This is a genomic window from Gordonia prachuapensis, from assembly GCF_036350515.1.
In the GTDB taxonomy this organism is placed as follows: Bacteria; Actinomycetota; Actinomycetes; order Mycobacteriales; family Mycobacteriaceae; genus Gordonia; species Gordonia prachuapensis.
Map to the genome: position 1 here is coordinate 204,777 of NZ_JAZDUE010000001.1, position 22,527 is coordinate 227,303.

Genomic DNA, 22,527 nt, shown 5'->3' on the forward strand with positions numbered 1-22,527 from the left:
CATGTCGCGTATCGGAAAGCATCCCATCCAGATCCCCACTGGCGTCGACGTCACGATCGACGGCCAGGACGTCAAGGTGAAGGGCCCCAAGGGTGAACTGAGCGTCACCATCGCGGAGCCGATCACCGTCGCCAAGGAAGACAACGAGATCGTTGTCAGCCGGCCGAACGACGAGCGTCGCAACCGTTCCCTGCACGGCCTCAGCCGCACGCTGGTGAACAACCTCGTCATCGGCGTCACGCAGGGCTACACCACGAAGATGGAGATCTTCGGTGTCGGCTACCGCGTGCAGGCCAAGGGCACCGACCTCGAGTTCGCCCTCGGCTACAGCCACCCGGTGCCGATCGAGGCGCCCGAAGGCATCTCCTTCGCCGTGGAATCGCCCACGAAGTTCTCGATCTCGGGTATCGACAAGCAGCAAGTCGGCCAGATCTCGGCGAACATCCGCCGCCTGCGTCGTCCGGACCCCTACAAGGGCAAGGGCATTCGCTACGAGGGTGAGCAGATCCGTCGCAAGGTCGGAAAGACGGGTAAGTAAGCCATGAGTGACACCGCAACCAAGACTGTTCGCAAGCCCATCGGCAAGGACGTGTCGACCCGCCGTCGCAAGGCGACCGCGAACCGGCACTTCCGGCTCCGCAAGAAGGTCGACGGCACGCCGCAGCGTCCGCGCCTGTCGGTCAAGCGCAGCTCGCGCCACATCCACGTGCAGCTGATCGACGATCTGGCCGGCAAGACGCTGGCCGCCGCGTCGTCCATCGAGGCCGACGTGCGTTCGGTCGACGGCGACAAGACCGCCCAGGCCCGCAAGGTCGGCGAGCTGATCGCCGCCCGCGCCAAGGCAGCAGGGGTCGAGACCGTCGTGTTCGACCGTGGCGGCAAGGACTACCACGGACGGATCGCCGCGCTCGCGGACGCCGCCCGCGAGGGAGGCCTGACCTTCTGATGACCATCTACACCAGCACGACCAACATGACCGGAGGGAACCTCTGATGCCCGGACGTCAGCGTGACGGCGGAAACGGACCCGCCGGAAACGACAACAACACCGCAGCCGGCAACGATCAGCGCGACCAGCGCCGCGGACGCGGCCGTCGCGACGACCGTGGCGGACGTGAGCGCGAGGAGCGCAACCAGCTCGAGCGCGTGGTCACCATCAACCGTGTCTCCAAGGTGGTGAAGGGTGGCCGTCGCTTCTCCTTCACCGCTCTCGTGGTGGTCGGCGACGGCCAGGGCATGGTCGGTGTCGGCTACGGCAAGGCCAAGGAAGTCCCGGCCGCGATCCAGAAGGGCGTCGAAGAGGCTCGCAAGAACTTCTTCCGCGTGCCGCTGATCGCCGGCACCGTGACGCACCCCGTCCAGGGTGAGGCCGCCGCCGGTGTCGTGATGCTCCGCCCGGCCAGCCCCGGTACCGGTGTGATCGCCGGTGGCGCGGTGCGTGCCGTGCTCGAGTGCGCGGGCGTGCACGACGTGCTCGCCAAGAGCCTCGGCAGCGACAACGCGATCAACGTCGTCCATGCGACCGTTGCCGCGCTGAAGATGCTGCAGCGCCCCGAAGAGGTCGCCGCACGTCGTGGTCTGCCGATCGAAGACGTCGCGCCGGCCGGCATGCTCCGCGCCCGCGCCGGACAAGGAGTCTGATCACCATGGCAGAACTCAAGATCACCCAGGTGAAAAGCACCATCGGGACCAAGAGCAACCAGCGTGACAGCCTGCGGACCCTCGGACTCAAGGGCGTCCGCCAGACCGTCACCCGTGAGGACACGCCGATCAACCGCGGCCTGATCAACGCCGTGCGGCACCTCGTGACAGTCGAAGAGGTCAAGTAATGACAATCAAGCTCCATCATCTTCGCCCCGCGGAGGGCGCGAAGACCGAGAAGACCCGTGTGGGTCGCGGTGAGGGCTCGAAGGGCAAGACCGCGGGCCGCGGCACCAAGGGCACCAAGGCACGTAAGAACGTGCCCGCTGCCTTCGAGGGTGGCCAGATGCCGATCCACATGCGCCTGCCGAAGCTCAAGGGCTTCAAGAACAACAACCGGGTCGAGTACCAGGTCGTCAACGTCGGCGACATCGCCAAGCTGTTCCCGCAGGGCGGCACCATCGGCGTCGACGAACTCGTCGCCGCCGGTGCGGTTCGCAAGAACCAGCTCGTCAAGGTCCTCGGCGACGGGGAACTCGGCGTCAAGGTCGACGTCACCGCCAACAAGTTCACGGCTTCGGCCAAGGAGAAGATCGCCGCTGCCGGTGGCAGCGTCACCGAACTCTGAATCGCCTTGATTCCGTCGGCGGTCGGCAGTGCACACTCGCTGCCGACCTCCGGCGGTCTCGCCGTTCGGGGCCGACCATCGCCACGGTGCGGGTCGCCACTCGGACAAGCGGGACAACGGCCGTCGCGCTGACGAGGGCCGATGGCGTGACTGTTAGAGTTCAAGCGTTGTCTTGACGCTTCGATCAACGTCGATTGCCGAGCACGTGGGGGATGCGAGTCCTTGCTGCGTGGTCGTTCCTAGGAGGAGTTAGTGTTTTCCCCCCTCGTCGCGGCCTTTAGGACGCCCGATCTGAGGAAGAAGATCCTCTTCGTCATCGGCATCATCGTGCTGTATCGACTGGGTGCGACCATTCCTTCGCCCGGCGTCGACTATCAGACCGTGCGGGCATGTCTCGACGAGGTCTCGCAAGGCGACTCGGCGAACATCTACTCGCTGATCAGCCTGTTCTCCGGCGGTGCACTGCTGCAGTTGTCGGTGTTCGCGATCGGCATCATGCCCTACATCACGGCCAGCATCATCGTGCAGTTGCTGACCGTGGTGATCCCGCGTTTCGAGCAGCTGCGCAAGGAAGGCCAGTCCGGCCAGGCCAAGATGACGCAGTACACCCGCTACCTCACGGTGGCGTTGGCGCTGTTGCAGTCGACCGGCATCGTGGCCCTCGCCGACCGGGGGCAGTTGCTCGCGGACTGTTCGGTCGGTGATCAGATCATCAACGACCAGTCCATCTTCGGACTCGCCATCATCGTGCTCGTGATGACCGCCGGTGCGTGTGTCGTCATGTGGTTCGGCGAGCTCATCACCGAGCGGGGCGTCGGCAACGGCATGTCCCTGCTGATCTTCGCCGGTATCGCCGCACGCATCCCCGCGGAAGGCCGCAACATCCTCGACACCCGCGGTCCGCTGGTCTTCAGCCTGGTGTGTGTCGCCGCGCTGCTGATCGTGGCCGGCGTCGTGTTCATCGAGCAGGGCCAGCGCCGCATCCCCGTGCAGTACGCCAAGCGCATGGTGGGCCGGAAGATGTACGGCGGTTCCTCGACCTACCTGCCGCTGAAGGTCAACCAGGCCGGCGTCATCCCGGTGATCTTCGCTTCATCGCTGCTTTACCTCCCGCAGCTCATCCTGCAGCTGACGCAGGACCCGGCCGGCGAGCAGTCGTCCTGGCAGCGCTACATCAGCGAGTATCTGACCGACCCCGGTAGCTGGGTCTACATCCTCGTGTACTTCCTGATGATCATCTTCTTCACGTACTTCTACGTCGCGGTCACGTTCAATCCGGAGGAGCGCGCCGACGACATGAAGAAGTACGGTGGCTTCATCCCGGGTATCCGGCCCGGCCGGCCGACGGCCGATTACCTCGGCTATGTGTTGAGCCGCATCACACTGCCGGGCTCGATCTACCTGGGTATCATCGCGGTACTGCCCAACCTGTTCCTCGAGATCGGTAACAGCGGTGGTGTACAGAACCTGCCATTTGGGGGCACGGCCGTGCTGATCATGGTCGGTGTGGGTCTGGACACCATGAAGCAAGTCAACAGTCAACTGATGCAACGTAAGTACGAAGGATTCCTCAAGTGAGACTCGTGATTCTCGGCCCCCCCGGCGCCGGCAAGGGCACTCAGGCGGAGCTGCTCTCCGAAGCGATCGGCATCCCGCACATCTCCACCGGAGACCTCTTCCGTGCCAATATCTCCCAGGGCACGGCAGTCGGGATCGAGGCCAAGCGCTACCTCGACGCGGGCGACCTGGTGCCGTCCGAGATCACGGTCGACATGGTGCGCGCACGAGTCGCCGAGCCTGACGCCGCAAAGGGATTCATCCTCGACGGCTTCCCCCGCTCGACCGAGCAGGCCGACGCGCTCAAGGACATCCTCGCCAAGCTCGACACCGGCCTCGACGCCGTGCTGTCGTTCGTGGTGGACACCGAGGTCGTCGTCGAACGCATGATGGCCCGCGGCCGCGCCGACGACACCGAAGAGGTCATCCGCAACCGGATGTCGGTCTACACCAAGGAAACCGCGCCGTTGCTCGAGTACTATGGCGACGAGGTCAAGACCATCGATGCCGTCGGTGATGTGCAGGACGTCCACCAGCGTGTGCTGAGCGCGCTCGGCGCGGGCGTGTCCTGATCCGCGTCCACACCGAATAGCGGTCGTATCCATGGCTTTTCGCAAACCCCGGCCGGTGCCGTTCCGGACCGCCGCCGAAGTCGACGCCATGGCTGCCGCCGGTGCCGTGGTGGGTGCGGCTCTCGTCGCGGTCCGCGACGCGGCCGCACCGGGTGTGTCCACGCTGGAACTCGACGAGGTGGCCGAATCCGTGATCCGGGACGCCGGTGCGGTTCCGTCGTTCAAGGGCTACCACGGCTTTCCTGGTTCGATCTGCAGCTCGGTGAACGATGTTGTGGTGCATGGAATCCCGTCGTCGGATGTGGTCCTGGCCGAGGGTGATCTGGTGTCGATCGACTGTGGCGCCATCCTCGACGGTTGGCATGGCGACTCCGCCTGGACCTTCGGCGTGGGCGAGCTCTCCGCGGAGGATTCCGAACTGTCCGAGGCCACGCGTCTGTCGATGGAGGCGGGGATAGCCGCGATGGTCGACGGCGCCCGGCTCACCGACATCTCGCACGCCATCGAACTCGGAACCCGGGCCGCGGAACAGAAGTTCGGACGTGCGTTCGGCATCGTCGCCGGTTACGGCGGCCACGGCATCGGACGCGAGATGCACATGGAACCGTTCCTGGCGAACGAAGGAAAGCCGAATCGGGGTCCACGTCTGGTCATCGGATCGACCCTCGCGATCGAACCGATGCTGACGCTGGGCACCACCGAGACATCCGTGCTCGACGACGACTGGACCGTGGTCACCGACGACGGCTCCCGGGCAGCGCATTGGGAGCACACCGTCGTCGTCACCGGCGACGGCCCGCGCATCCTCACACCCCGCCCCAGCTGAGCGACGCCGCCGCCCGCGCTCCGCAGGCCCGCTGCGCAGCTCGAGAATTCGCGCTCAGGGTGGTGCCACGCGGTCCGGGCGACTGTAGAGGACCATGGAGTCCCCGCGGACGAAACCGGCGAGGGTGATCCCGCGTTCCTCGGCGAGTTCGGCGGCCAACGACGACGGTGCCGACACGGCGGAGAGAACCGGGATGCCGGCCATCGCCGCCTTCTGAACGAGCTCGAAGCTGGCCCGGCCCGACACCTGCAGGATGTGTTCACGCAGCGGGAGCAGGTTCGCGGCGGCGGCCCAGCCGATGATCTTGTCGACGGCGTTGTGTCGGCCGACATCTTCGCGCAGTGCGATGAGCTCGCCGGATCGACCGTCGACGAGTGCGGCGGCATGAAGCCCCCCGGTCTTGTCGAAGACCGACTGCCCGGCACGTAGCCGGTCCGGAAGTTCCAGCAGCACATCCGGTTTCACGATCAGCGGGTCGACGGCCGGATCGAATCTGGACCGGGTCGTCACCGCGTCGATGCTGTCCTTGCCGCAGACCCCGCAGGCGCTGGTCATGGTGACCTGCCGCGCCGCCGTCGGGTCGGGGCCGGAAACGCCCGGCGCCAGGGTCACGTCGAGCACGTTGTACGTGTTCATCCCGTCGGCGTCCGTGCCGGCACAGTACCGGGCCGTGTCGACGTCGGAGCCTGCGGCGACGATTCCTTCGGACACGAGGTAGCCGATCGCGAGTTCGACGTCGTTGCCCGGGGTGCGCATGGTGACGACGAAACGCACGCCGTCGACCCTGATCTCGAGGGGTTCCTCGACGGCCAGGACATCAGCGCGTACCGCTGTCGGCTGATCTCGCCGAATCCTGGTGACCCGTCGCCGGGCGGTTATGCGTCCCACAGCGACGACACTACCGATGCGAGGTTGCGCGGGCGTGGCCCCCGATGTGCCGACTAGACGTCGAGGACAAGGGTGACCGGGCCGTCGTTGACGAGCCTGACCTTCATGTCGGCGCCGAACCGCCCGGTGGCGACCGTCGCGCCGGCGTCGCGGAGGGCATCGATCACAGCCGAGACCAGCGGCTCGGCGACCGGCCCGGGCGCTGCGGCATTCCACGAGGGACGTCGCCCCTTGGCGGTGTTCGCATACAGCGTGAACTGGCTGATCACCAGGATCGGTGCGTCGACGTCGGAGGCCGAGCACTCGCGGCCGTCGTCGCCGTCGAGGATGCGGAGTCGCCAGATCTTGTCGGCGAGTTTCGCCGCGAGTTCCTCGGTGTCGTCGTGCGTGACGCCGACGAGTGCGACGAGACCGGTACGGCCGTCCGCCAGGTCGAGTGCCCCGACGGTCTCGCCGTCGACGACCACGGACGCCTCGGTCACGCGTTGGATGACTGCACGCATGGGCAACAGGGTGCCATGCGGCGTGACTGTGCATGGCATCGGCCGAAACGCTCAGGCTCCCACCACACGCTCGGCCAGCACACCGAGCGGATGGTTGGAACCCGAGCGTCTAGCGTCCCGACGGCTCGGCGCCGCCAAGCAGTCCGACGAGTGCGTCGAAGTCGATCGGATGGACCAGGGGATCGGCGTGCCGGTGCAGAAGTCGCCACCCGGCGTCGTCGTGCCGGAAGACGAGCGTCACGCGCAGCGAACAGTCCGGCAGGTCGCGGCCGCCGACGCGACCGTGTTGTCGTTCGATGGCGATCAGCACGGCGAGGTCGCCGGACTTGTGCGCCGCGGCGACCTCGAGCGCGGCCTCGCCGCCCTGGAAGAACTCGGCGGTGGCGCGCTTGGCGTCCTCGCTGCGATCCATGTCCGAGACCGCCTCGCCACCGAAAGGAGTGAACAGGGTGTAGTCGTCGGCAGGATTCACCAGGTCGAGGAATCGGTCGACTTCTCCGTTGATGTAGGCCCGGGCGGCATCGTCGTTGCGCTGGATCAGTTCATCCAGCGCAGGTGACCATCCGGCCGATTCCGCCACACCTCGACGGTACGCCCGTCGGGGTCCGGCCCGCTGCTACGTCAGCTCGAAGGTCACCGTGACCGAGAAGGTGAGTGTCTGCTGGCCGGGTTCGATCGGAACGGGGGCAGCGGCCACCGAGTCGCGCTGCACTGTCGTCGGCTGTTCCTGCCCGCTGGTCTGCTCGTTGATGGTCTGCACATCGCCGAGGGAATCCCCACTGAGCGACGCGTACTGGTCCGCGCGACCACGGGCGTCGGTGAACGCGGCCTCGCGCGCCTGCTTCATCAACTCCGAATCGTCGTCGATGGCGAACGCCACGTTGCTGATCCGGGTGTTGTCGCCGCCCGCGGTGGCGGCCGCGGCGAGGACGTCCGAGGCGGTTGCGATGTCACGGATGGTCACCCGGATCGTGTTCGTGGCCTGATATCCGGAGATCTCGCGGGTCGAACCGGGGGCCGGGTTGGCGTACTGCGGACTGAGGTCCACCTGTTGTGTCTGGATGTCCTCGCGCGCGACGCCCGCCTCGACGACTGCGTCGGTCACCGCACTCACCTGTGTACTCGACTCGTTCAACGCACTCGAGACGTCATCGGCGGTGGCCTCGACGCCGATGTCGGCGCGCAACGTGTCCGGGGTGCCGGTGACCTCGCCGTTGCCGACGACGGTCACGGTCCGCGGGTCGTCTCCGCCGCCGCTCCCGCAGGCGGACACCATCAGCACCGCCGCCACACTCGCGACGATCGCCGCGACCCGGGCCGTCCGCCGACTCACACCGGCTCCCGCATCAGCAGACCCAGCATCCAGCCGACGATCGAGATGACGATCGCGCCGAGGATGGCCGACCAGAAGAAGCTGTCGACCTCGAGGCCCCAGTGGGTGGTGTTCCGGGTGATCCATGCCGTGATCTCGAGCATGAAGGCGTTGATGACGACGTGGATCAGGCCGAGAGTGAGGATGTAGAGCGGAATCGACAGGATCTGCACGACCGGCTTGATGATCGCGTTGACCACCCCGAAGATCAGGGCGACCACCACGACGATGCCGAACTGCTCCCACCCCGTGGACCCGCCGACGAAGTCGAGTCCCGGCACGATCAACGTCGCGATCCACAGGGCGAACCCCGTGAACGCGGAACGAATCAGGAAGGCGGACATGGGGGTCAGTGTGCCAGATCCGCAGCCGCCCGGACGTCAGCCGATCTGCAGCGGAAAGAAGACCGTGTAGATCAGGGTGATCACGAAGTTCACGCCGATGATCGCGACCGTCGACACCACCACTGTCGCGTTGACCCCGTCGGCGACACCGCGCGGTCCGCCCTTGGCCTCCAGCCCCCGCTGACACCCGATGACCGCGATGATCACACCGAAGATCGCCGCCTTGATCAGCGCCAGTGCCAGGTCGCGTGGTGATGCGAAGGCGCCGAAGGACAGCCAGTAGCTACCGGGTCCGACACCCTGCATGGTGACGGCCAGGTAGAACGCGGCGACGACACCGACCACGATGATGAACACCGCGAGCAGCGGGGCGACGAAGGCCGCAGCGATGACCCGGGGGACCACCAGCCGCTGGATCGGATCCACGCCCATGGTGCGCATGGCGTCGATCTCCTCCCGGACGGTGCGTGCGCCGAGGTCGGCCGCGATGGCCGATGCCCCGGCGCCGCCGAGCAGGATGCCGGCCGCGAGTGGCGCCGCCTGCTGGATGACGGCGAACCCGGATGCCGCGCCCAGCAACGATTGTGCGCCGAGCTGGTTGATGATGTTGCCGATCTGGATTGTGACGATGACGCCGAACGGGATCGCCATCAGGAACGCCGGCAGCGCGGTGACGCTCACCAGGTACCAGGCCATGACGACCGCCTCGCGGAACTTCAGCTGCCCGCGCAGGATGTCGAGCGCGAGTTGCAGCATCGAGACGATGGACAGGCGGAAGGTGCGACCCAGGGTCCGGACCGGACCCAGGGCGTTCTCCGAGAAGTTCTCGGCGAACGCCTCGTAGGCCGGGCTACGCGATACTCGTTGGGTCATCGATCAGCCCCCGGGTGCCGGCGACGGCGGCGGTGGTGGGGCGGACTCCTGCGGGGCGGCCTCGGGCGCAGCGCCTTCCAGGCTGCCGGGAATCGCCCCGGTGGGGTCGCCCACCTCGGTGATGAGCCAATCCTGCGACCGATCGAGCGTGACTGTGTAAACGGCCACGGCACTGCCGCCGTCGGGGGTCTGCACGCTCGTCGTGTTGACGTTGACGACGGCGTCGACCTGGAACATGTCGCCGTTGGACTCCGTCGTCTTGGCGAGAACGAGTTCGGCAGTCGTCTGCATCCGCAGCGGTGTGATGATCTGTTCCATCGCCTGCCCGATGACGTCGTACTTCTTCTGTAGCTCGGGGCTGACCCCGTCCTTCATCGCGGCGATCCACGGAGTCAGATCTTCGTAATCCAGAGTGGCCGCGGCGACGGCGTAGCGTCCGGCGACCTCCTCGGCGGCTGCCGAGTCGGCGGCCTCGGATTTGAGGGCGTTCAACTCGTCGCGCGCCGAGAAGTCGCGGTAGGCGAATGTCACCAGGGCGGCGACGAGCGCGATCACCACCACGGAGATCGCGAGGGTGCCGACCGAGATGGACAGTTGCCGTGTGGATCTCGAGGCACCCGCCGGCTTGTCGTCGACCGCCGGCTTGTCATCCGCGGGCGAGCCGGACCGGTTCGGGGTCGTCTCGTCTGTGACATCGCGCTTCGGTGTGTCGTCACCGGCCGCCTCGCCGTCCGCATCGCTGCTCTCGGTCAGGCGGGTCGCGGGGTCCGTCGAGCGGTCGAGGTCCGTGCTGTCGTCGGTGCCCGTGTTCTCGTTGTCGTCCGGTGCGGACGGCGTCTTGTCTTCGGCCACAGCCGTTTCTCCGTTCTTCGTGTGCATGGTGTCCGGCATCAGTTCGGCTGGGTGATGACCAGCCGCATGCCGTCGCCGGCGCCGAACAGTTCCAATGCGCGCGCCAGCAGCTCACTCATGTTGATCTGCGGCACGGTCTGGTTGAGTGCGGTCACGATCGGCATGAGGGGTCCGACGGCGTCCATCACCGGCGGGATCGTCTCTTCCAGGTACGGGTTGAACCGTTCGAAGAACGGGTGCAGGGTTTCGGTGATCGCAGTGTACGGATCGACGGTGTTGACCAGGTTGGCGGTCGTGTGCAGTGCGCCCTGGAAGTCGGTGATCACCCGGTCGAGGCCTTGGGAGAACTCGGGAAGGGTGTTCACGATCCACCCCAGATTGCTCGTGTAGACCTGCGTGTTGCTGAACATCGTCCGCAGTTGCTCCGAACGTGACAACAACAGTGCCGCAACGAGTCGCGTGCCGTCACTGATCTGGCCGAGCGCCGGTTCGGTGCCGTCGAGTGCCTCCGACACGGTCTTCAGCACCCCGGCCATCGGCCCCGCTGCAATGGCTGACGACATCGTCGAGATCTCTTCGAAGATACCGGGGATCGACTCAGGTTCGGCGATCTGTTCGGCTTCGATGACCGCGCCGTCCGGGAGCGCGGGGCCGCTGAAACTGCCTCCGCTGAAGTTGATGTAGGGCTCGCCCAGAGCGGATTGCAACCCGATCTCCACGGTCGAGTCGGCGGGGATCTGTTGCGCGTTCTCGTATTCGAGCACGAGATTGGCACCCTCGCGCTGGATCTGGACCTCGCGGACCTCGCCGATGCGGACGCCGCTGACGAAGACGCCCGTGCCCGACAGGATGAGGCCGGTGTTCGTCACACCCATCTCCGCGGTCTTGGGTTCCTCGAACGGATCCCAGTCGTAGGCCTGGGTCGCCAGGTATCCGCCGCAGAGGACGATGACGGTGACGAAGGCGGCGACGTTGAGCGCCAGTTCCCGGTAGGTCTGCGGGTTCATCGGGTCATTCCCAACATGCGGAAGACATTCGCCATCTGTCCCGCGATCTCGCGGTCGGAGACGTTGTGTTCGATGGCGAGCGACCGGATGTTCAGGCCGGGCGCGTTCTTGAAGTACGGGACCAACTTGTCGTGGAGGACGTCGACGAACAGTTCGGCGTTCGACACGTCGTTGTCCGGCCAGCCCGGGATGAGCATGGGCTTGGCCACGTTGTTGACGAGCTGCGTCAGACTCGTGAGCACCGGGACCAACGGCATCGCCGGGCCGAGCGCCCGCTGCAGGCGGGCAAGGACCACGACGAGGTAGGTGGTGTCGCTCATCGCCCGGAACTGATCGACCCCGCCCTGGCTGAGGGTGAACTCCAAGGTGCTCTTCATCGACTTGAGCTTCTCGGTGAGCGCGGTGACGTTGCGCAGGATCGACGTGATGTCGCCGGTGCTGTCCGCCCAGGTGTTCACCGTGTCGGTCAGGATGGCCTGGATCTTGCGTACCTCCGCGGGATCCTGGGGGAACTGGTTGTTCACGGTGGAGAATGTGTTGCCCAGCTGCATCAGGTCACCGCTGCCGAGGAAGTTGGACAGGCTGACCATCAGCTGCTCGATCTGGACCGGACGCTCCACCTGGGACTCGGGCAGAGTGCCGCCGGTCGGGAGGGCCGTCCGAGAAGGGTTGGGCGGATTGGTGATCGCGACGTAGGTGTCACCCAGCAGCGTGTCCTGTTTGAGCTCCAGCGTCGCCTCCGCGGAGACGGGCTGGGCGTCGTCGAGCAGGAGCCGGATCACGGTGTGTCCGGTGGCGGGCACGATGTCGGACACGACGCCGGACTCGATGCCGTTGACCGTGACACGCGAGGCCAACGGGAGGTTCACCGCGGTGGGTACCTCGACGTTCAGCATCCATCCGGTGCGCACGGACTGAGGGGTGGGCAGTTCCTCCGGGCTGAAGTACGCGTAGGCGGAGCATCCGGTGAGCCACCATCCGGCCATCAGCAGTGCGATCACCCGGATCGTCACGGACCGGCGTCCGGTCGGCCGCCCCGCCGTCACGGCTTGGCTCCCGTCAGCATCAGCGCCATGGTGATCGCATCGATCTCCATGCCGTCGGGATCGGTGACGGTGCACTGTCCGGGCACGAGACGATTGATGTTCGCGCAGGTCAGCTCCGGATTCTGCGCAGGGATGCGGGTGGTCGGCGGTGTGTAGCGGATGCGGAGCCCCAGGGATTGCTGGTCGAAGGAGATGTCGAAGGCCCGGATGAGCACGGGCACGATGCCCAGGATGTCGCCGAAGTTGCGCATGCCGTTGCCGATCAGTCGGGCGATCGGCACGACCACGTCGAGCGCCGGCCAGACGAAGTGCCCGTAGTGGGAGACGACCTTGGTCAGCAGTTGGATCGTCTCGGGCACGGCGCCGATGATCCGCACGACCTCGTCGATGGTCGGCAACACCAGTGGCTCGATGACGCCGGTGATCTCGGTGATGAAATCCTCGAGGAACTCCCAGTTCCCGGCGAGTCCGGTCGACATGGCGCTGACGTTGTCGACGACCCGGGCCGTGTCGACCAGGGCGCCGGCCATCGGACTGTTGCCCGGCTCGGCCAGGTCGTTGATCAGCGAGTTCAGTTCCGGTCCGGTGCCCTCGAGTTCCTTGTCCAGGTTGCCGACGAACTGCAGGACGTTCTGCAGTTCGTCGGGGCCGCCGGCGGTGGTGAGCTGTTTCGCGACCGTCGAGATGCTCTCGAGCGACTCGGAGATCGACACCGGTGTGTTGGTGGCCGTCTTCGGGATGCACTCGTCGGCCGCCAGCGCCTCACCCCCGGTGTCGTCGCCGATGAGCGCGAGCTGGCGCACGGCGATGACAGACGGCGCCACGGTGGCCGCCTTGACCTCGGCCGGGAGCTGCTGTGCGCCGTCGGCGGTGAACCGGACGATCGCCGCGCCCCGGCCGGGCTCGACGTCGGTGATCGTCCCGATCGTGACCCCACGCCGGGTGACGTGGTTGCCGGGGAACAAACCGATCGCGTCGTCGAACTCCGCGCAGTACTCCTTCTGTCCGGTGAGTCCACTGCCGACGACGTACAGGCCGGCCATGGACGCGACGACCACCACGATGGCGGTGCCGGAGATCAGCCACTTCGAGCCGAGGATCTTCGCCAGCATCAGCACTTCACCCCCACCATGGGGATGCAGTAGTCCGACGACAGCACCACGTTGCTCTGGTCGATGACGATGGAGCCGTCGGGGGCCACCATGCCCTCCAGCCGATTGATGAGGTCACGGCCCTGCTCGATCAGCGGGGTGTATCGCTGCAGCGCCGGCCCGAAGTCACGTCCGATGGCGTCGAGCTGGTCGATCAGGGGCTGGATGTCCTCGTTGTAGAGCAGCACGACACCCCGCAGTCGTTCGAGCAGCAGCCCGGTGCGGTGCAGGACCAGGTTCAGTCGGGGAGCGAACACCGCGTACTCCGAGATGAAGCTCGAGAGATTGCGCGCCAGCTGGGTGATCACGTCACCGTTGGCGTTGATCTGTTCGGCGTAGTCGGCGGCGAGGCGCAGCATCGAACCGAACTCGTCCTGGCGCTGTTGCAGGTTGTCGAGCATCGAGTGGATCAGCGTGATGTTCTTGCGCAGCGCACCGGGATTGGCGGTGAGCGCCTCGTTGAAGTCGGACATCGTCTTGCGCAGCGGGTCGGCGTCGATCTCCGTCAGCTTCGGCTGGATGGTCTGGAAGGTCTGCATGAGGCTGTAGGGCACCGACGTGCGGTCGGTCGGGATCGGCTCGTCGCCGATCGAGGCGTCGCCGTCCGGGGTGAGATCCACGAACGAACCGCCGACGATGGTGAGCATCTTGACGTCCGCCCGGGTCCGGTCGCCGAGGTAGGTGCCCCACCGGACCGCCATCTCGACGTCGACGTGATCGGACTGCAGGTCGATGCTCTTGACGGTGCCGACCGGGACACCGGCGACACGGACACTGTTGCCCACCTTCATCTGGCCGGCCTCCTCGAACTGCGCCACCACACGGTAGTGGCCGGGAGCGAACCAGTAGACCCCGACCGCGATCAGTCCCGCGACCAGACTGACCACGACACCGGCGACGCCCCAACGGAGTTCGGAGCGCCGACGCCCGCGATTGGACTTCGGTTTGTGGTCGGTCATGCGGTTGACCAGGTCGATTCCGAATGCCCAGAGCGAACGGATGATGGCACCGACGCTTGACAACACCGGGATGCTCGTGCGGTTCTCGCGCAGATTGTCGTAGTTCAGCGTTTGCACAACGTCACCTGACTTCCCCGCAGGAACAGCTTCACCTCGGCGGGCAGGTCGGCCGTGCCGTTGGAGCACGTGCGGTCGACCTGCTGCGCATCCGGCGCGGGGACAACGGAATTGATCGATTCGAGAATGCCGGGCGTCAGCGAGAGCAGGCCGATGACCGCTTCGCCGATCGGTTCGATCTGATTGACGAAGAAGTCGGCGTCGGGCGTCCGGTTGGGCTCGAGACCGAGCGCCGCGAGCAGGTAGTCGGCCTGGATGAGGAGATTGCCGGTGTCGTTGGCGAGGTTCTCCAGGTCCGGCGTCCACTCGGCGAGCACGGTGCCGAAGCGGGAGATGTATCCGATGATCGGATCGATGTACTCCTGGCGGCCGTCGACCGCGCCGGCGAGCTCGGCGAGGTTGTCGACGAGCGTGTTGATCACCTGCGACCGGTCGTCGACGAGTTGCATCATCGTCGTCAGCGAGCTCACGAACTGCGGAAAGCTCGAGCCGTCACCTTCCACCACGGCCAGCAGACTCTCGGTGAAATGGTTGATGTCCTCGGTACTCATCGCCGAGAACACCGGCGCCAGACCGCGGAACACCCGCGTGACGTCGAAGGACGGGGTGGTCGATTCGGTCGTGATGAGCTCGTCGTCGGGTACCGGTGCACCTGGCTGTTCGGGCTCCTGGAGGTCGACGTACCGGATGCCCGTCAGGTTCAGGTACCGGATGGCGAGGTTGCTGTTCTGATGCACCTGCGCGTCGCCGGCGAGCTCGAATTCGACCCGTGCGACGCTCGCGGAGTTGGTCTCGTCGCGGTGCACCGCAATGGCGGTGACCTTGCCGATGCGGGCACCGCGGGCGCGGACGTCGTTGCCGACCTTCAGGCCCGCGGCGTTGACGAAGTCCGCGGTGTAGACGCGGTTGACGTCCTGGACCGGGCGGATGATCGCGTTGGTGATGAACAGACCGCCCGCGACGGTCAGCACCGCGAAGACCAAGAGGTACACCAGAGCTCGACGGAAACTGGTCATCGCTGACCACCTCCTGTACGCGTGGCCGGCAGGCCGAGGGCTGCGGCCAGGCCGGGTGCCGACTTCAGGACCACGTCGACATTGAGGACCGGACCACCGGGGGCGTCGGGCAGCGAACGGCGCAGGCGTTCGATCAGCGTGGCGATCTGGATGCCGTTGCGCCGGGCGTCCGGGAAGGTGTCCTGCACCCGCTGCAGCACTTCGGTGATCACCGGCATCAACGGTGCCGTCTGTCCGAGTGCGTCGTCGGCGAGCAGTCGGGTGAGGTCGTCGATGAACGGTCCCGCGGTGGCCTCCAGACCTTTCTGCGATCGCTCGAGGTAGCCGGGTTCGCGTGGCGCCTGCCAGTCCATGATCTGTTTGATTCCGGGCAGCAGGTCGTCGACGGTGCCCCGGACCTGTGCGATCAGTTGTGTGTATTGCGGGAGGGTCTCGCGCGGCGTCACCACCTGCGTGTCGGCCACGTCACTGGCGATCTGTCCGACGGCGCCGAACAGCGGCAGCAGTCCCTGGGTCGCCTGATTGGCGATGTCGAGAACGTCGCCGACGTACGGGTCGAACGCTTCGTTCTGCAGGTCGCTCAGGTTGTGGAGCAGCGTGGTGAGAGTGGCGTCCTGCGGCTCGGGCGGCGAGAACGTGGAACCGTCGCGCAGCGGGTCGCCACCGGGCTGGCCGTAGAGCACCACCGCGGCGATGCCGAAGAGGTTCTCGGGTGCGTAGCTGACCATCGCGGTGTCGGTGAGGACATCGGTGGAGTCCCCGAGCCTCTCCGGGTCGAGTTCGAGGGTGACCTCGTAGACGTCGGGTACAGGCACCGAGACCTGCGTGACGCGACCGACCTGCGAGCCGTTGAGAACCACCGACGCCCCGGCCTGGATGCCGCCGGCGACGGTGGACGTGGACATCGTGACCTGCATCGAATCGTCAGGAATCGCCTGTTCGACGACGACTATCGTGCCGACGAGCAGCGTGACGCCGGCGAGGAACGCCAGGGCGCGCCGCCGATACGTCGCCGGCTCCGCCGACATCCCGGGAATACGAAACTCTGCCATCTGATCAGCCCCGGAAGCTGAACGGGGAGTTGATACCCCAGAAGGCGATGGTGAGGATCAGATCGAGGACCATGATCGCCACCAGGCTGGCACGGATGGCACGTCCCGACGCGACTCCGACCCCCTCGGGGCCACCGCGCGCGAAGAAGCCCTTGTAGGAGTGGATCAGCGTGACGGCGACGACGAACACGACGCATTTGATCGTCGCGAACACCAGGTCACCGAAGTTCAGGAACTGGTCGAAGTAGTGCTCGTAGGCGCCGACGGACTCATCGCGGAAGCCCACCACCAACGAACTGCTCAGGTAGCTGGCGACCAGTGCGACGAGGAAGGTCGGGATGGTGGTGATCACGCCCGCGATGACTCGGGTCGTGACCACGAAGGCCATGGCGTGGACGCCGATCACCTCGAGGGCGTCGATCTCCTCGCTGATGCGCATCGAGCCGACCTCGGCGGTGATCCGGCAGCCGGCCTGGATCGCGAAGGCGACGGCGGCGAGGATGGGGGCGAACTCACGGGTGATGGCGAACGACGACGCGGCACCCGACACCGCGCCCAGCCCGACGAGGTCGAGGGTGCTGTGCGCGATCACCGCCACGGTCGCACCGGCGGCGATCCCCAGTGCCGCCATCACGAGTGCGGTGCCGCCACCCACGACGACGGCCCCCCGGCCCCAGGCCAGGTCGGTCACCGCACGGACCGTCTGCCGGGGATAGTGGACGAGGGTCGTCGGGATGTACCGGATCGTGTAGTAGACGAAGGACACGAACTGGCCGAGATAGGCCAACGACGTGTCCACACCGCCGATCACCGCGCGCAGCGGTTTGGTACCTACCGGCGAGTAAGTCGATGGCGCGTCCATGGAATCCCCCCGAAATCCTTCGTGCCCAATCATTCTCGGCGTCGCGAGACCTGCTGGGTGCAATGAGCCCGGGCTGCATCCGCGGCTCCATCGCAACAGCTCGTGTCATATGTATCATATATGTGGTCAAGTGTTCCACATCACACCACCATTGAGTGAGGGCACGGCGGATTCAGGATTCCGATCTGCAGGGCCGGCCGGATGTGAGTGCGAATCCGGCGTCGCGCCGCGTCGACGACGGTGCCGGTGATCGCGGTTTGGACTGTTGTGCCAGTTCGCGTAACATTGAACGTCGGTGTGCGTCGCACGCCGGATTCTGCGTGTCATCCGTTCAGTGAGCGGATTCCGCAGGCCGGTGGGGGTCGCCTCCGGTGGGCCGTTCGCCAGCGATCGGTGCCATCACAGTAACGGATAAGCACGGATTCAACCGGGCTTCGTGTCCTGGGGATCGCCTCGCGGTTCCCGGCGAGGAGCCAAGGATCGCGGAGGACATGGCGAAAAAAGACGGGGCCATCGAGGTCGAGGGTCGAGTGATCGAACCCCTGCCCAATGCGATGTTTCGTATTGAGCTGGAGAACGGTCACAAGGTGCTCGCCCACATCAGCGGCAAGATGCGGCAGCACTACATCCGCATCCTGCCCGAGGACCGGGTCGTCGTGGAACTCTCGCCCTACGACCTCGGTCGTGGGCGCATCGTTTATCGGTACAAGTAGGACTTCCCCCAGCCAGGGGCGAGGACAGATCGGGCGCGGTGCCGCCGTGCCCGGACCAGTCAAGGAGAAGCGGACGTGAAGGTTCAGCCGAGCGTCAAGCCGATCTGCGAGAAGTGCAAGGTGATCCGCCGCAACGGTCGGGTCATGGTGATCTGCGACAACCTGCGTCACAAGCAGCGTCAGGGCTGATCATCGGCACCCCTCGGGGTCGCTTGAAGGTTTAGACCACAACTGAATACGCAATCGAGAGCTGAACATTCTTTGTGAAGCCCTCCCAGCACCAGCGGCGACATACGGGTCGTCGCCCACCTTCGGTTCAGAGGCCGGAGCCCGACAAGAGTTTCGGGACGGACTGGGAGCAGACCTCTGAGAAGTGAAGGAAACGCCACATGGCACGTGTTGCTGGTGTGGATCTCCCCCGCGAGAAGCGGCTGGAGATCGCACTGACCTACATCTACGGAGTTGGTCGTACCACCTCCAAGGAGATCCTCGAGGGGACCGGGCTCTCTGCCGACCTCCGGGCGAAGGATCTCACCGACGCCGATGTCGCCAAGCTGCGTGAGTACATCGAGAACTCGGTGAAGGTCGAAGGTGACCTGCGTCGCGAGGTGCAGGCCGACATCCGTCGCAAGATCGAGATCGGCTGCTACCAGGGCTTCCGCCACCGTCGTGGCCTGCCCGTCCGTGGACAGCGCACCAAGACCAATGCCCGTACTCGTAAGGGCCCGAAGAAGACCATCGCCGGGAAGAAGAAGTAATGCCACCCAAGTCACGTAGCGCAGGCCCCAAGAAGGGCACCCGCCGTCGCGATAAGAAGAACGTCCCGCACGGCAACGCACACATCAAGTCGACGTTCAACAACACCATCGTGTCGATCACCGATCCGAGCGGCGCCGTCATCAGCTGGGCGTCCTCCGGTCACGTCGGCTTCAAGGGCTCGCGCAAGAGCACCCCGTTCGCGGCTCAGCTCGCGGCCGAGAACGCTGCGCGCAAGGCCCAGGAGCACGGCGTCAAGAAGGTCGACGTGTTCGTCAAGGGACCGGGTTCGGGTCGCGAGACCGCCATCCGCTCCCTGCAGGCTGCCGGCCTCGAGGTCGGCACCATTTCCGATGTCACCCCGCAGCCGCACAACGGTTGCCGTCCGCCCAAGCGGCGTCGGGTCTAAGCGGGAAAGGAAGAGGTAGAAGAAAATGGCTCGTTATACCGGCCCCGCAACCAAGAAGTCCCGTCGTCTGCGCGTCGATCTCATCGGCGGAGACCAGGCGTTCGAGCGTCGCCCCTACCCGCCCGGCCAGCACGGCCGTTCGCGGATCAAGGAGAGCGAGTACCTGCTCCAGCTGCAGGAGAAGCAGAAGGCGCGCTTCACCTACGGAGTGATGGAGAAGCAGTTCCGTCGCTACTACGAAGAAGCCAACCGTCGCACCGGCAAGACCGGTGACGAGCTGCTGAAGCTGCTCGAGACCCGTCTCGACAACGTCGTGTACCGCGCCGGACTGGCCCGGACCCGTCGTCAGGCCCGCCAGATGGTCACCCACGGACACCTCACCGTCAACGGTGTGAACGTGGATGTGCCCAGCTACCGCGTCAGCCAGTACGACATCATCGACGTCAAGCCGAAGTCGCTGCAGACCGTGCCGTTCCAGATCGCCAAGGAGATCCAGGGCGACCGTCCGGTCCCGGGTTGGCTGCAGGTGGTTCCGTCGACGCTGCGCATCCTCGTGCACAACGTGCCCGAGCGCGCCCAGATCGACGTTCCGCTGCAGGAACAGCTCATCGTCGAGTTCTACAGCAAGTAGTCCTCGAGTAGTCCAGCCAGACAGCAACAGCTGTTCGGTCCACTTCTAGGCCGTCAAATAGCGGTCGGCCACGAGGAGATTCACAAGAAATGCTCATCTCACAGCGACCCACTCTGACCGAGGAGATCATCGCCGAGGATCGCTCGAAGTTCGTCATCGAGCCCCTCGAGCCGGGCTTCGGCTACACCCTCGGCAACTCGCTGCGTCGTACCCTGCTCTCGTCGATCCCCGGAGCTGCGATCACCAGCATCCGCATCGACGGTGTCCTGCACGAGTTCACCACCGTCCCGGGTGTGAAGGAAGACGTCACCGACATCATCCTGAACCTCAAGGGCCTCGTGGTGAGCTCGGAAGAGGACGAGCCGGTCACCATGTACGTGCGCAAGCAGGGTCCGGGCACCGTCACCGGCGCCGACATCGTGCCCCCGGCCGGTGTCACCGTGCACAACCCCGACCTGCACATCGCCACCCTGAACGACAAGGGCAAGCTCGAGATCGAGCTCGTCGTCGAGCGGGGTCGCGGTTACGTGCCGGCCGTGCAGAACAAGGCGTCGGGTGCCGAGATCGGCCGGATTCCGGTCGACTCGATCTACTCGCCGGTGCTCAAGGTGACCTACAAGGTCGAGGCCACCCGTGTCGAGCAGCGCACCGACTTCGATCGGCTCGTGCTCGACGTGGAGACCAAGAACTCGATCACCGCTCGGGACGCGCTCGCTTCGGCGGGCAAGACCCTGGTCGAGCTGTTCGGGCTCGCCCGGGAGCTCAACGTCGAGGCCGAGGGCATCGAGATCGGGCCGTCGCCGGCCGAGGCCGACCACATCGCGTCGTTCAGCCTGCCGATCGAGGATCTGGAGCTGACCGTTCGTTCCTACAACTGCCTCAAGCGCGAGGGTGTGCACACCGTCGGCGAGCTGGTTGCCCGGACCGAGTCGGATCTGCTCGACATCCGCAACTTCGGCCAGAAGTCGATCGATGAGGTCAAGGTCAAGCTGCACGCGCTGGGTCTGTCGCTCAAGGACAGCCCGGCCAGCTTCGACCCGTCGCAGGTGGCCGGATACGACCCGGCGACCGGTACGTGGTCGGATGACGCGTCGTTCGACGCCGACTCCGGTGAGGATTTCGCTGAGACCGAGCAGCTGTAAGCCGCTCGCCCAACCCTTCCGGTCGAGAGATCGTGAGTTTCTTCTAGGAGAAGAGAAATGCCCAAGCCCACCAAGGGTGCCCGCCTCGGCGGGTCGGCCAGCCACCAGAAGGCGATGCTGGCGAACCTCGCCACCTCGCTCTTCGAGCACGGCCGTATCACCACCACCGAAGCGAAGGCGAAACGGCTGCGTCCGTACGCCGAGAAGCTGATCACCCATGCCAAGGCCGGTTCGCTGGCCAACCGGCGTGAGGTGATGAAGGACATCCGCGACAAGGATGTCGTGCACACCCTGTTCGCCGAGATCGGTCCGTTCTTCGCGGATCGTCCGGGCGGCTACACCCGCATCATCAAGACGCTGCCGCGCAAGGGCGACAACGCCCCCATGGCCGTGATCGAGCTGGTGCGCGAGTCGACCGCGTCGAGCGAGGCCAGCCGTGCGACCCGCGTCGCCGCGTCCAAGAAGGCCGCCGAGGAGAAGCTCGCCGACACCGAAGAGGTCGTCGCGACCGAGGGCGACGTGGCCGAGGCCGACACCCCGGAGAACCCGGTCGAGGCCGTCGAGGCCGACGCCGACGATTCGGCCGTCGAGAACGCCGAGGCCGTGGCCGAGGCCGTCGACGACGAGTCCTCCGCGGCGACCGCCCCCGATGCCGAGGCAGCGGATGCGGACGTCGATGGCGACAAGAAGTAGTCGCTGAGCTCAGCAGAGTTGTCGGAACCCGCCGTCACCACATCAGGTGACGGCGGGTTCTGTCGTCTGCGCCTCGACATCTCCTACGACGGCACCGATTTCGCCGGATGGGCGACCCAGGTGGGGCAGCGCACCGTCTGCGGTGTTCTCCAGGACACCCTTGCCACCGTCCTTCGCGGGCCGGTCCGACTGACCGTCGCCGGGCGCACCGACGCGGGGGTGCACGCCACCGGTCAGGTCGCGCATGCCGACGTCGCCGAGTCGGCGCTGGACACGCGATCGATCGGTGGCGACCCGTCGAGGCTGGTGGGCCGGCTCGCGAAGATGCTCCCCGACGACGTGCGGGTTCGGCGCATCGAGCGCGTCAGTTCCGATTTCGACGCGCGCTTCTCGGCGCTGCGGCGACACTACGAGTACCGACTGACCGATGCGGTCTGGGGAGCAGAACCCATCGCTGCGCGCACCACCGCGTCCTGGCGTCGGCCGCTCGACGTCGGCGCGATGAATGCGGCGGCCCGGACCTTGCTCGGGCTCAACGACTTCGCCGCCTTCTGTCGCCGTCGGGAAGGCGCGACGACGATCCGCGATCTGCAGCGCTTCGAGTGGACGGTCGATGCCGACGGGGTGTTCGTCGGGCATGTGAGCGCCGACGCGTTCTGTTGGTCAATGGTGCGCTCGCTCGTGGGCGCGGTGGCCAGCGTCGGTGACGGACGACGCGAGGTCGGCTGGTGTCGGGAGCTGTTGGCGGAGAAGTCACGCAGCAGTCGCATCCCGGTGGCCGACGCGAGGGGACTGTGCCTGGTCGGCGTCGACTATCCGGCCGCCGGTCAGCTCGCCGCGCGCAACGAGGTCACCCGCGATGTACGGTCGGGTGGCTGCTGCGGGTGACCCACGCCCGCAGGACGGCTAATGTACCGT

Annotated in this window: 30 protein-coding genes; 16 read left to right on the top strand and 14 right to left on the bottom strand. The window is 66.1% G+C overall.

The features are described 5' to 3' along the window. The first annotated feature begins 1 nt into the window (after nt 1). The 8 genes from rplF (at nt 2) to map (ending at nt 5,223) form a co-directional block, all read left to right on the top strand. Nucleotides 2-538 carry a 50S ribosomal protein L6 gene (gene rplF / locus V1Y59_RS00790; RefSeq protein WP_330502939.1) on the top strand — a complete coding sequence of 179 codons (537 nt, stop codon included), beginning with the start codon at nt 2-4 and terminating at the stop codon, nt 536-538. Nucleotides 539-541: 3 nt separating this feature from the next. After that, a complete protein-coding gene (gene rplR, locus V1Y59_RS00795) occupies nt 542-946 on the top strand; it encodes a 50S ribosomal protein L18 (protein ID WP_330502940.1) in 405 nt (134 codons plus the stop codon). A gap of 46 nt (nt 947-992) precedes the next feature. Continuing rightward, nucleotides 993-1,640: a 30S ribosomal protein S5 gene (gene rpsE, locus V1Y59_RS00800; RefSeq protein WP_330502941.1), complete on the top strand. Its 648-nt coding sequence runs from the start codon at nt 993-995 to the stop codon at nt 1,638-1,640. Between the two features lie 5 nt (nt 1,641-1,645). Then, on the top strand, nt 1,646-1,828 hold the full coding sequence (gene rpmD / locus V1Y59_RS00805; protein WP_330432698.1) for a 50S ribosomal protein L30: 183 nt from the start codon (nt 1,646-1,648) through the stop codon (nt 1,826-1,828). After that, complete coding sequence (rplO, locus tag V1Y59_RS00810; protein WP_330502942.1) at nt 1,828-2,268, top strand: 50S ribosomal protein L15; 441 nt, start codon at nt 1,828-1,830, stop codon at nt 2,266-2,268. The genes rpmD and rplO overlap by 1 nt, the downstream gene beginning before the upstream one ends. A 252-nt stretch (nt 2,269-2,520) precedes the next feature. Beyond that, on the top strand, nt 2,521-3,846 hold the full coding sequence (secY, locus tag V1Y59_RS00815; protein ID WP_330432696.1) for a preprotein translocase subunit SecY: 1,326 nt from the start codon (nt 2,521-2,523) through the stop codon (nt 3,844-3,846). Next, nucleotides 3,843-4,397 carry an adenylate kinase gene (locus V1Y59_RS00820; protein ID WP_330432695.1) on the top strand — a complete coding sequence of 185 codons (555 nt, stop codon included), beginning with the start codon at nt 3,843-3,845 and terminating at the stop codon, nt 4,395-4,397. The genes secY and V1Y59_RS00820 overlap by 4 nt, the downstream gene beginning before the upstream one ends. Nucleotides 4,398-4,428: 31 nt before the next feature. Then, nucleotides 4,429-5,223 (top strand): type I methionyl aminopeptidase, encoded by a 795-nt coding sequence (map, locus tag V1Y59_RS00825; RefSeq protein WP_330502943.1) that lies wholly within the window; start codon nt 4,429-4,431, stop codon nt 5,221-5,223. Between the two features lie 54 nt (nt 5,224-5,277). Here map and fdhD read toward each other — a convergent pair whose 3' ends face one another. The 14 genes from fdhD to V1Y59_RS00895 all read right to left on the bottom strand — a co-directional run bounded on the left by fdhD (nt 5,278) and on the right by V1Y59_RS00895 (nt 17,265). Beyond that, nucleotides 5,278-6,111 (bottom strand): formate dehydrogenase accessory sulfurtransferase FdhD, encoded by an 834-nt coding sequence (gene fdhD / locus V1Y59_RS00830; protein ID WP_330502944.1) that lies wholly within the window; start codon nt 6,109-6,111, stop codon nt 5,278-5,280. Between the two features lie 53 nt (nt 6,112-6,164). Further along, entirely contained in the window at nt 6,165-6,614 is a 450-nt protein-coding gene (gene dtd / locus V1Y59_RS00835; RefSeq protein WP_330502945.1) for a D-aminoacyl-tRNA deacylase, read from the bottom strand. A gap of 109 nt (nt 6,615-6,723) precedes the next feature. Then, nucleotides 6,724-7,194: a nuclear transport factor 2 family protein gene (locus V1Y59_RS00840; RefSeq protein WP_330502946.1), complete on the bottom strand. Its 471-nt coding sequence runs from the start codon at nt 7,192-7,194 to the stop codon at nt 6,724-6,726. Between the two features lie 36 nt (nt 7,195-7,230). Continuing rightward, on the bottom strand, nt 7,231-7,890 hold the full coding sequence (locus tag V1Y59_RS00845) for an SIMPL domain-containing protein (protein ID WP_330503224.1): 660 nt from the start codon (nt 7,888-7,890) through the stop codon (nt 7,231-7,233). 53 nt (nt 7,891-7,943) lie between these two features. Continuing rightward, nucleotides 7,944-8,330 carry a phage holin family protein gene (locus tag V1Y59_RS00850; protein WP_330432688.1) on the bottom strand — a complete coding sequence of 129 codons (387 nt, stop codon included), beginning with the start codon at nt 8,328-8,330 and terminating at the stop codon, nt 7,944-7,946. Nucleotides 8,331-8,366: 36 nt separating this feature from the next. After that, the gene (locus V1Y59_RS00855; RefSeq protein WP_330432687.1) at nt 8,367-9,203 is read right to left on the bottom strand and encodes an MlaE family ABC transporter permease; all 837 of its coding nucleotides are present in this window, start codon (nt 9,201-9,203) and stop codon (nt 8,367-8,369) included. Nucleotides 9,204-9,206: 3 nt separating this feature from the next. Then, complete coding sequence (locus V1Y59_RS00860; RefSeq protein ID WP_330502947.1) at nt 9,207-10,055, bottom strand: hypothetical protein; 849 nt, start codon at nt 10,053-10,055, stop codon at nt 9,207-9,209. A 38-nt stretch (nt 10,056-10,093) separates the two neighbouring features. Beyond that, nucleotides 10,094-11,062: an MlaD family protein gene (locus V1Y59_RS00865; protein WP_330502948.1), complete on the bottom strand. Its 969-nt coding sequence runs from the start codon at nt 11,060-11,062 to the stop codon at nt 10,094-10,096. Continuing rightward, entirely contained in the window at nt 11,059-12,108 is a 1,050-nt protein-coding gene (locus tag V1Y59_RS00870) for an MlaD family protein (protein WP_330502949.1), read from the bottom strand. The genes V1Y59_RS00865 and V1Y59_RS00870 overlap by 4 nt, the downstream gene beginning before the upstream one ends. Then, the gene (locus V1Y59_RS00875) at nt 12,105-13,220 is read right to left on the bottom strand and encodes an MlaD family protein (RefSeq protein WP_330502950.1); all 1,116 of its coding nucleotides are present in this window, start codon (nt 13,218-13,220) and stop codon (nt 12,105-12,107) included. The genes V1Y59_RS00870 and V1Y59_RS00875 overlap by 4 nt, the downstream gene beginning before the upstream one ends. Then, nucleotides 13,220-14,335 (bottom strand): MCE family protein, encoded by a 1,116-nt coding sequence (locus V1Y59_RS00880; RefSeq protein ID WP_330502951.1) that lies wholly within the window; start codon nt 14,333-14,335, stop codon nt 13,220-13,222. Before V1Y59_RS00880 ends, V1Y59_RS00875 begins: the two co-directional genes overlap by 1 nt. Beyond that, the gene (locus V1Y59_RS00885; RefSeq protein WP_330502952.1) at nt 14,323-15,351 is read right to left on the bottom strand and encodes an MlaD family protein; all 1,029 of its coding nucleotides are present in this window, start codon (nt 15,349-15,351) and stop codon (nt 14,323-14,325) included. Before V1Y59_RS00885 ends, V1Y59_RS00880 begins: the two co-directional genes overlap by 13 nt. Next, a complete protein-coding gene (locus tag V1Y59_RS00890; protein WP_330502953.1) occupies nt 15,348-16,403 on the bottom strand; it encodes an MlaD family protein in 1,056 nt (351 codons plus the stop codon). Before V1Y59_RS00890 ends, V1Y59_RS00885 begins: the two co-directional genes overlap by 4 nt. A gap of 4 nt (nt 16,404-16,407) precedes the next feature. Beyond that, nucleotides 16,408-17,265 carry an MlaE family ABC transporter permease gene (locus V1Y59_RS00895; RefSeq protein WP_330502954.1) on the bottom strand — a complete coding sequence of 286 codons (858 nt, stop codon included), beginning with the start codon at nt 17,263-17,265 and terminating at the stop codon, nt 16,408-16,410. Between the two features lie 491 nt (nt 17,266-17,756). Here V1Y59_RS00895 and infA point away from each other — a divergent pair, with 491 nt between their 5' ends. The 8 genes from infA to truA all read left to right on the top strand — a co-directional run bounded on the left by infA (nt 17,757) and on the right by truA (nt 22,497). Next, nucleotides 17,757-17,978, top strand: coding sequence for a translation initiation factor IF-1 (gene infA, locus V1Y59_RS00900; RefSeq protein WP_005170487.1), 222 nt, complete (start codon nt 17,757-17,759; stop codon nt 17,976-17,978). Nucleotides 17,979-18,053: 75 nt separating this feature from the next. Then, nucleotides 18,054-18,167, top strand: coding sequence for a 50S ribosomal protein L36 (rpmJ, locus tag V1Y59_RS00905; protein WP_040515091.1), 114 nt, complete (start codon nt 18,054-18,056; stop codon nt 18,165-18,167). A gap of 200 nt (nt 18,168-18,367) precedes the next feature. Further along, nucleotides 18,368-18,736 carry a 30S ribosomal protein S13 gene (gene rpsM / locus V1Y59_RS00910; RefSeq protein WP_330432678.1) on the top strand — a complete coding sequence of 123 codons (369 nt, stop codon included), beginning with the start codon at nt 18,368-18,370 and terminating at the stop codon, nt 18,734-18,736. Then, nucleotides 18,736-19,143 (top strand): 30S ribosomal protein S11, encoded by a 408-nt coding sequence (gene rpsK, locus V1Y59_RS00915; RefSeq protein WP_330432677.1) that lies wholly within the window; start codon nt 18,736-18,738, stop codon nt 19,141-19,143. The genes rpsM and rpsK overlap by 1 nt, the downstream gene beginning before the upstream one ends. 25 nt (nt 19,144-19,168) lie before the next feature. Next, nucleotides 19,169-19,774: a 30S ribosomal protein S4 gene (gene rpsD, locus V1Y59_RS00920; RefSeq protein ID WP_330432676.1), complete on the top strand. Its 606-nt coding sequence runs from the start codon at nt 19,169-19,171 to the stop codon at nt 19,772-19,774. A gap of 89 nt (nt 19,775-19,863) precedes the next feature. Further along, nucleotides 19,864-20,916 carry a DNA-directed RNA polymerase subunit alpha gene (locus V1Y59_RS00925; protein ID WP_164308738.1) on the top strand — a complete coding sequence of 351 codons (1,053 nt, stop codon included), beginning with the start codon at nt 19,864-19,866 and terminating at the stop codon, nt 20,914-20,916. Nucleotides 20,917-20,973: 57 nt separating this feature from the next. Further along, nucleotides 20,974-21,609: a 50S ribosomal protein L17 gene (gene rplQ / locus V1Y59_RS00930; RefSeq protein ID WP_330502955.1), complete on the top strand. Its 636-nt coding sequence runs from the start codon at nt 20,974-20,976 to the stop codon at nt 21,607-21,609. 18 nt (nt 21,610-21,627) lie between these two features. Next, nucleotides 21,628-22,497 carry a tRNA pseudouridine(38-40) synthase TruA gene (gene truA / locus V1Y59_RS00935; RefSeq protein WP_330502956.1) on the top strand — a complete coding sequence of 290 codons (870 nt, stop codon included), beginning with the start codon at nt 21,628-21,630 and terminating at the stop codon, nt 22,495-22,497. Nucleotides 22,498-22,527 lie beyond the last annotated feature (30 nt).

Bases quoted from the DNA above. Each gene is read 5' to 3' on its own strand.
- V1Y59_RS00890 (WP_330502953.1), bottom strand. From the start codon at position 16,403: ATGGCAGAGTTTCGTATTCCCGGGATGTCGGCGGAGCCGGCGACGTAT.
- V1Y59_RS00865 (WP_330502948.1), bottom strand. From the start codon at position 11,062: ATGAACCCGCAGACCTACCGGGAACTGGCGCTCAACGTCGCCGCCTTC.
- rpmD (WP_330432698.1), top strand. From the start codon at position 1,646: ATGGCAGAACTCAAGATCACCCAGGTGAAAAGCACCATCGGGACCAAG.
- rpsK (WP_330432677.1), top strand. From the start codon at position 18,736: ATGCCACCCAAGTCACGTAGCGCAGGCCCCAAGAAGGGCACCCGCCGT.
- V1Y59_RS00885 (WP_330502952.1), bottom strand. From the start codon at position 15,351: ATGACCAGTTTCCGTCGAGCTCTGGTGTACCTCTTGGTCTTCGCGGTG.
- rpsM (WP_330432678.1), top strand. From the start codon at position 18,368: ATGGCACGTGTTGCTGGTGTGGATCTCCCCCGCGAGAAGCGGCTGGAG.
- V1Y59_RS00925 (WP_164308738.1), top strand. From the start codon at position 19,864: ATGCTCATCTCACAGCGACCCACTCTGACCGAGGAGATCATCGCCGAG.
- rpsE (WP_330502941.1), top strand. From the start codon at position 993: ATGCCCGGACGTCAGCGTGACGGCGGAAACGGACCCGCCGGAAACGAC.
- dtd (WP_330502945.1), bottom strand. From the start codon at position 6,614: ATGCGTGCAGTCATCCAACGCGTGACCGAGGCGTCCGTGGTCGTCGAC.
- V1Y59_RS00875 (WP_330502950.1), bottom strand. From the start codon at position 13,220: ATGCTGGCGAAGATCCTCGGCTCGAAGTGGCTGATCTCCGGCACCGCC.
- rplF (WP_330502939.1), top strand. From the start codon at position 2: ATGTCGCGTATCGGAAAGCATCCCATCCAGATCCCCACTGGCGTCGAC.
- rplR (WP_330502940.1), top strand. From the start codon at position 542: ATGAGTGACACCGCAACCAAGACTGTTCGCAAGCCCATCGGCAAGGAC.
- V1Y59_RS00855 (WP_330432687.1), bottom strand. From the start codon at position 9,203: ATGACCCAACGAGTATCGCGTAGCCCGGCCTACGAGGCGTTCGCCGAG.
- V1Y59_RS00895 (WP_330502954.1), bottom strand. From the start codon at position 17,265: ATGGACGCGCCATCGACTTACTCGCCGGTAGGTACCAAACCGCTGCGC.
- rplQ (WP_330502955.1), top strand. From the start codon at position 20,974: ATGCCCAAGCCCACCAAGGGTGCCCGCCTCGGCGGGTCGGCCAGCCAC.
- V1Y59_RS00850 (WP_330432688.1), bottom strand. From the start codon at position 8,330: ATGTCCGCCTTCCTGATTCGTTCCGCGTTCACGGGGTTCGCCCTGTGG.
- infA (WP_005170487.1), top strand. From the start codon at position 17,757: ATGGCGAAAAAAGACGGGGCCATCGAGGTCGAGGGTCGAGTGATCGAA.
- map (WP_330502943.1), top strand. From the start codon at position 4,429: ATGGCTTTTCGCAAACCCCGGCCGGTGCCGTTCCGGACCGCCGCCGAA.
- rpsD (WP_330432676.1), top strand. From the start codon at position 19,169: ATGGCTCGTTATACCGGCCCCGCAACCAAGAAGTCCCGTCGTCTGCGC.
- rplO (WP_330502942.1), top strand. From the start codon at position 1,828: ATGACAATCAAGCTCCATCATCTTCGCCCCGCGGAGGGCGCGAAGACC.
- V1Y59_RS00845 (WP_330503224.1), bottom strand. From the start codon at position 7,890: ATGGTGTCCGCCTGCGGGAGCGGCGGCGGAGACGACCCGCGGACCGTG.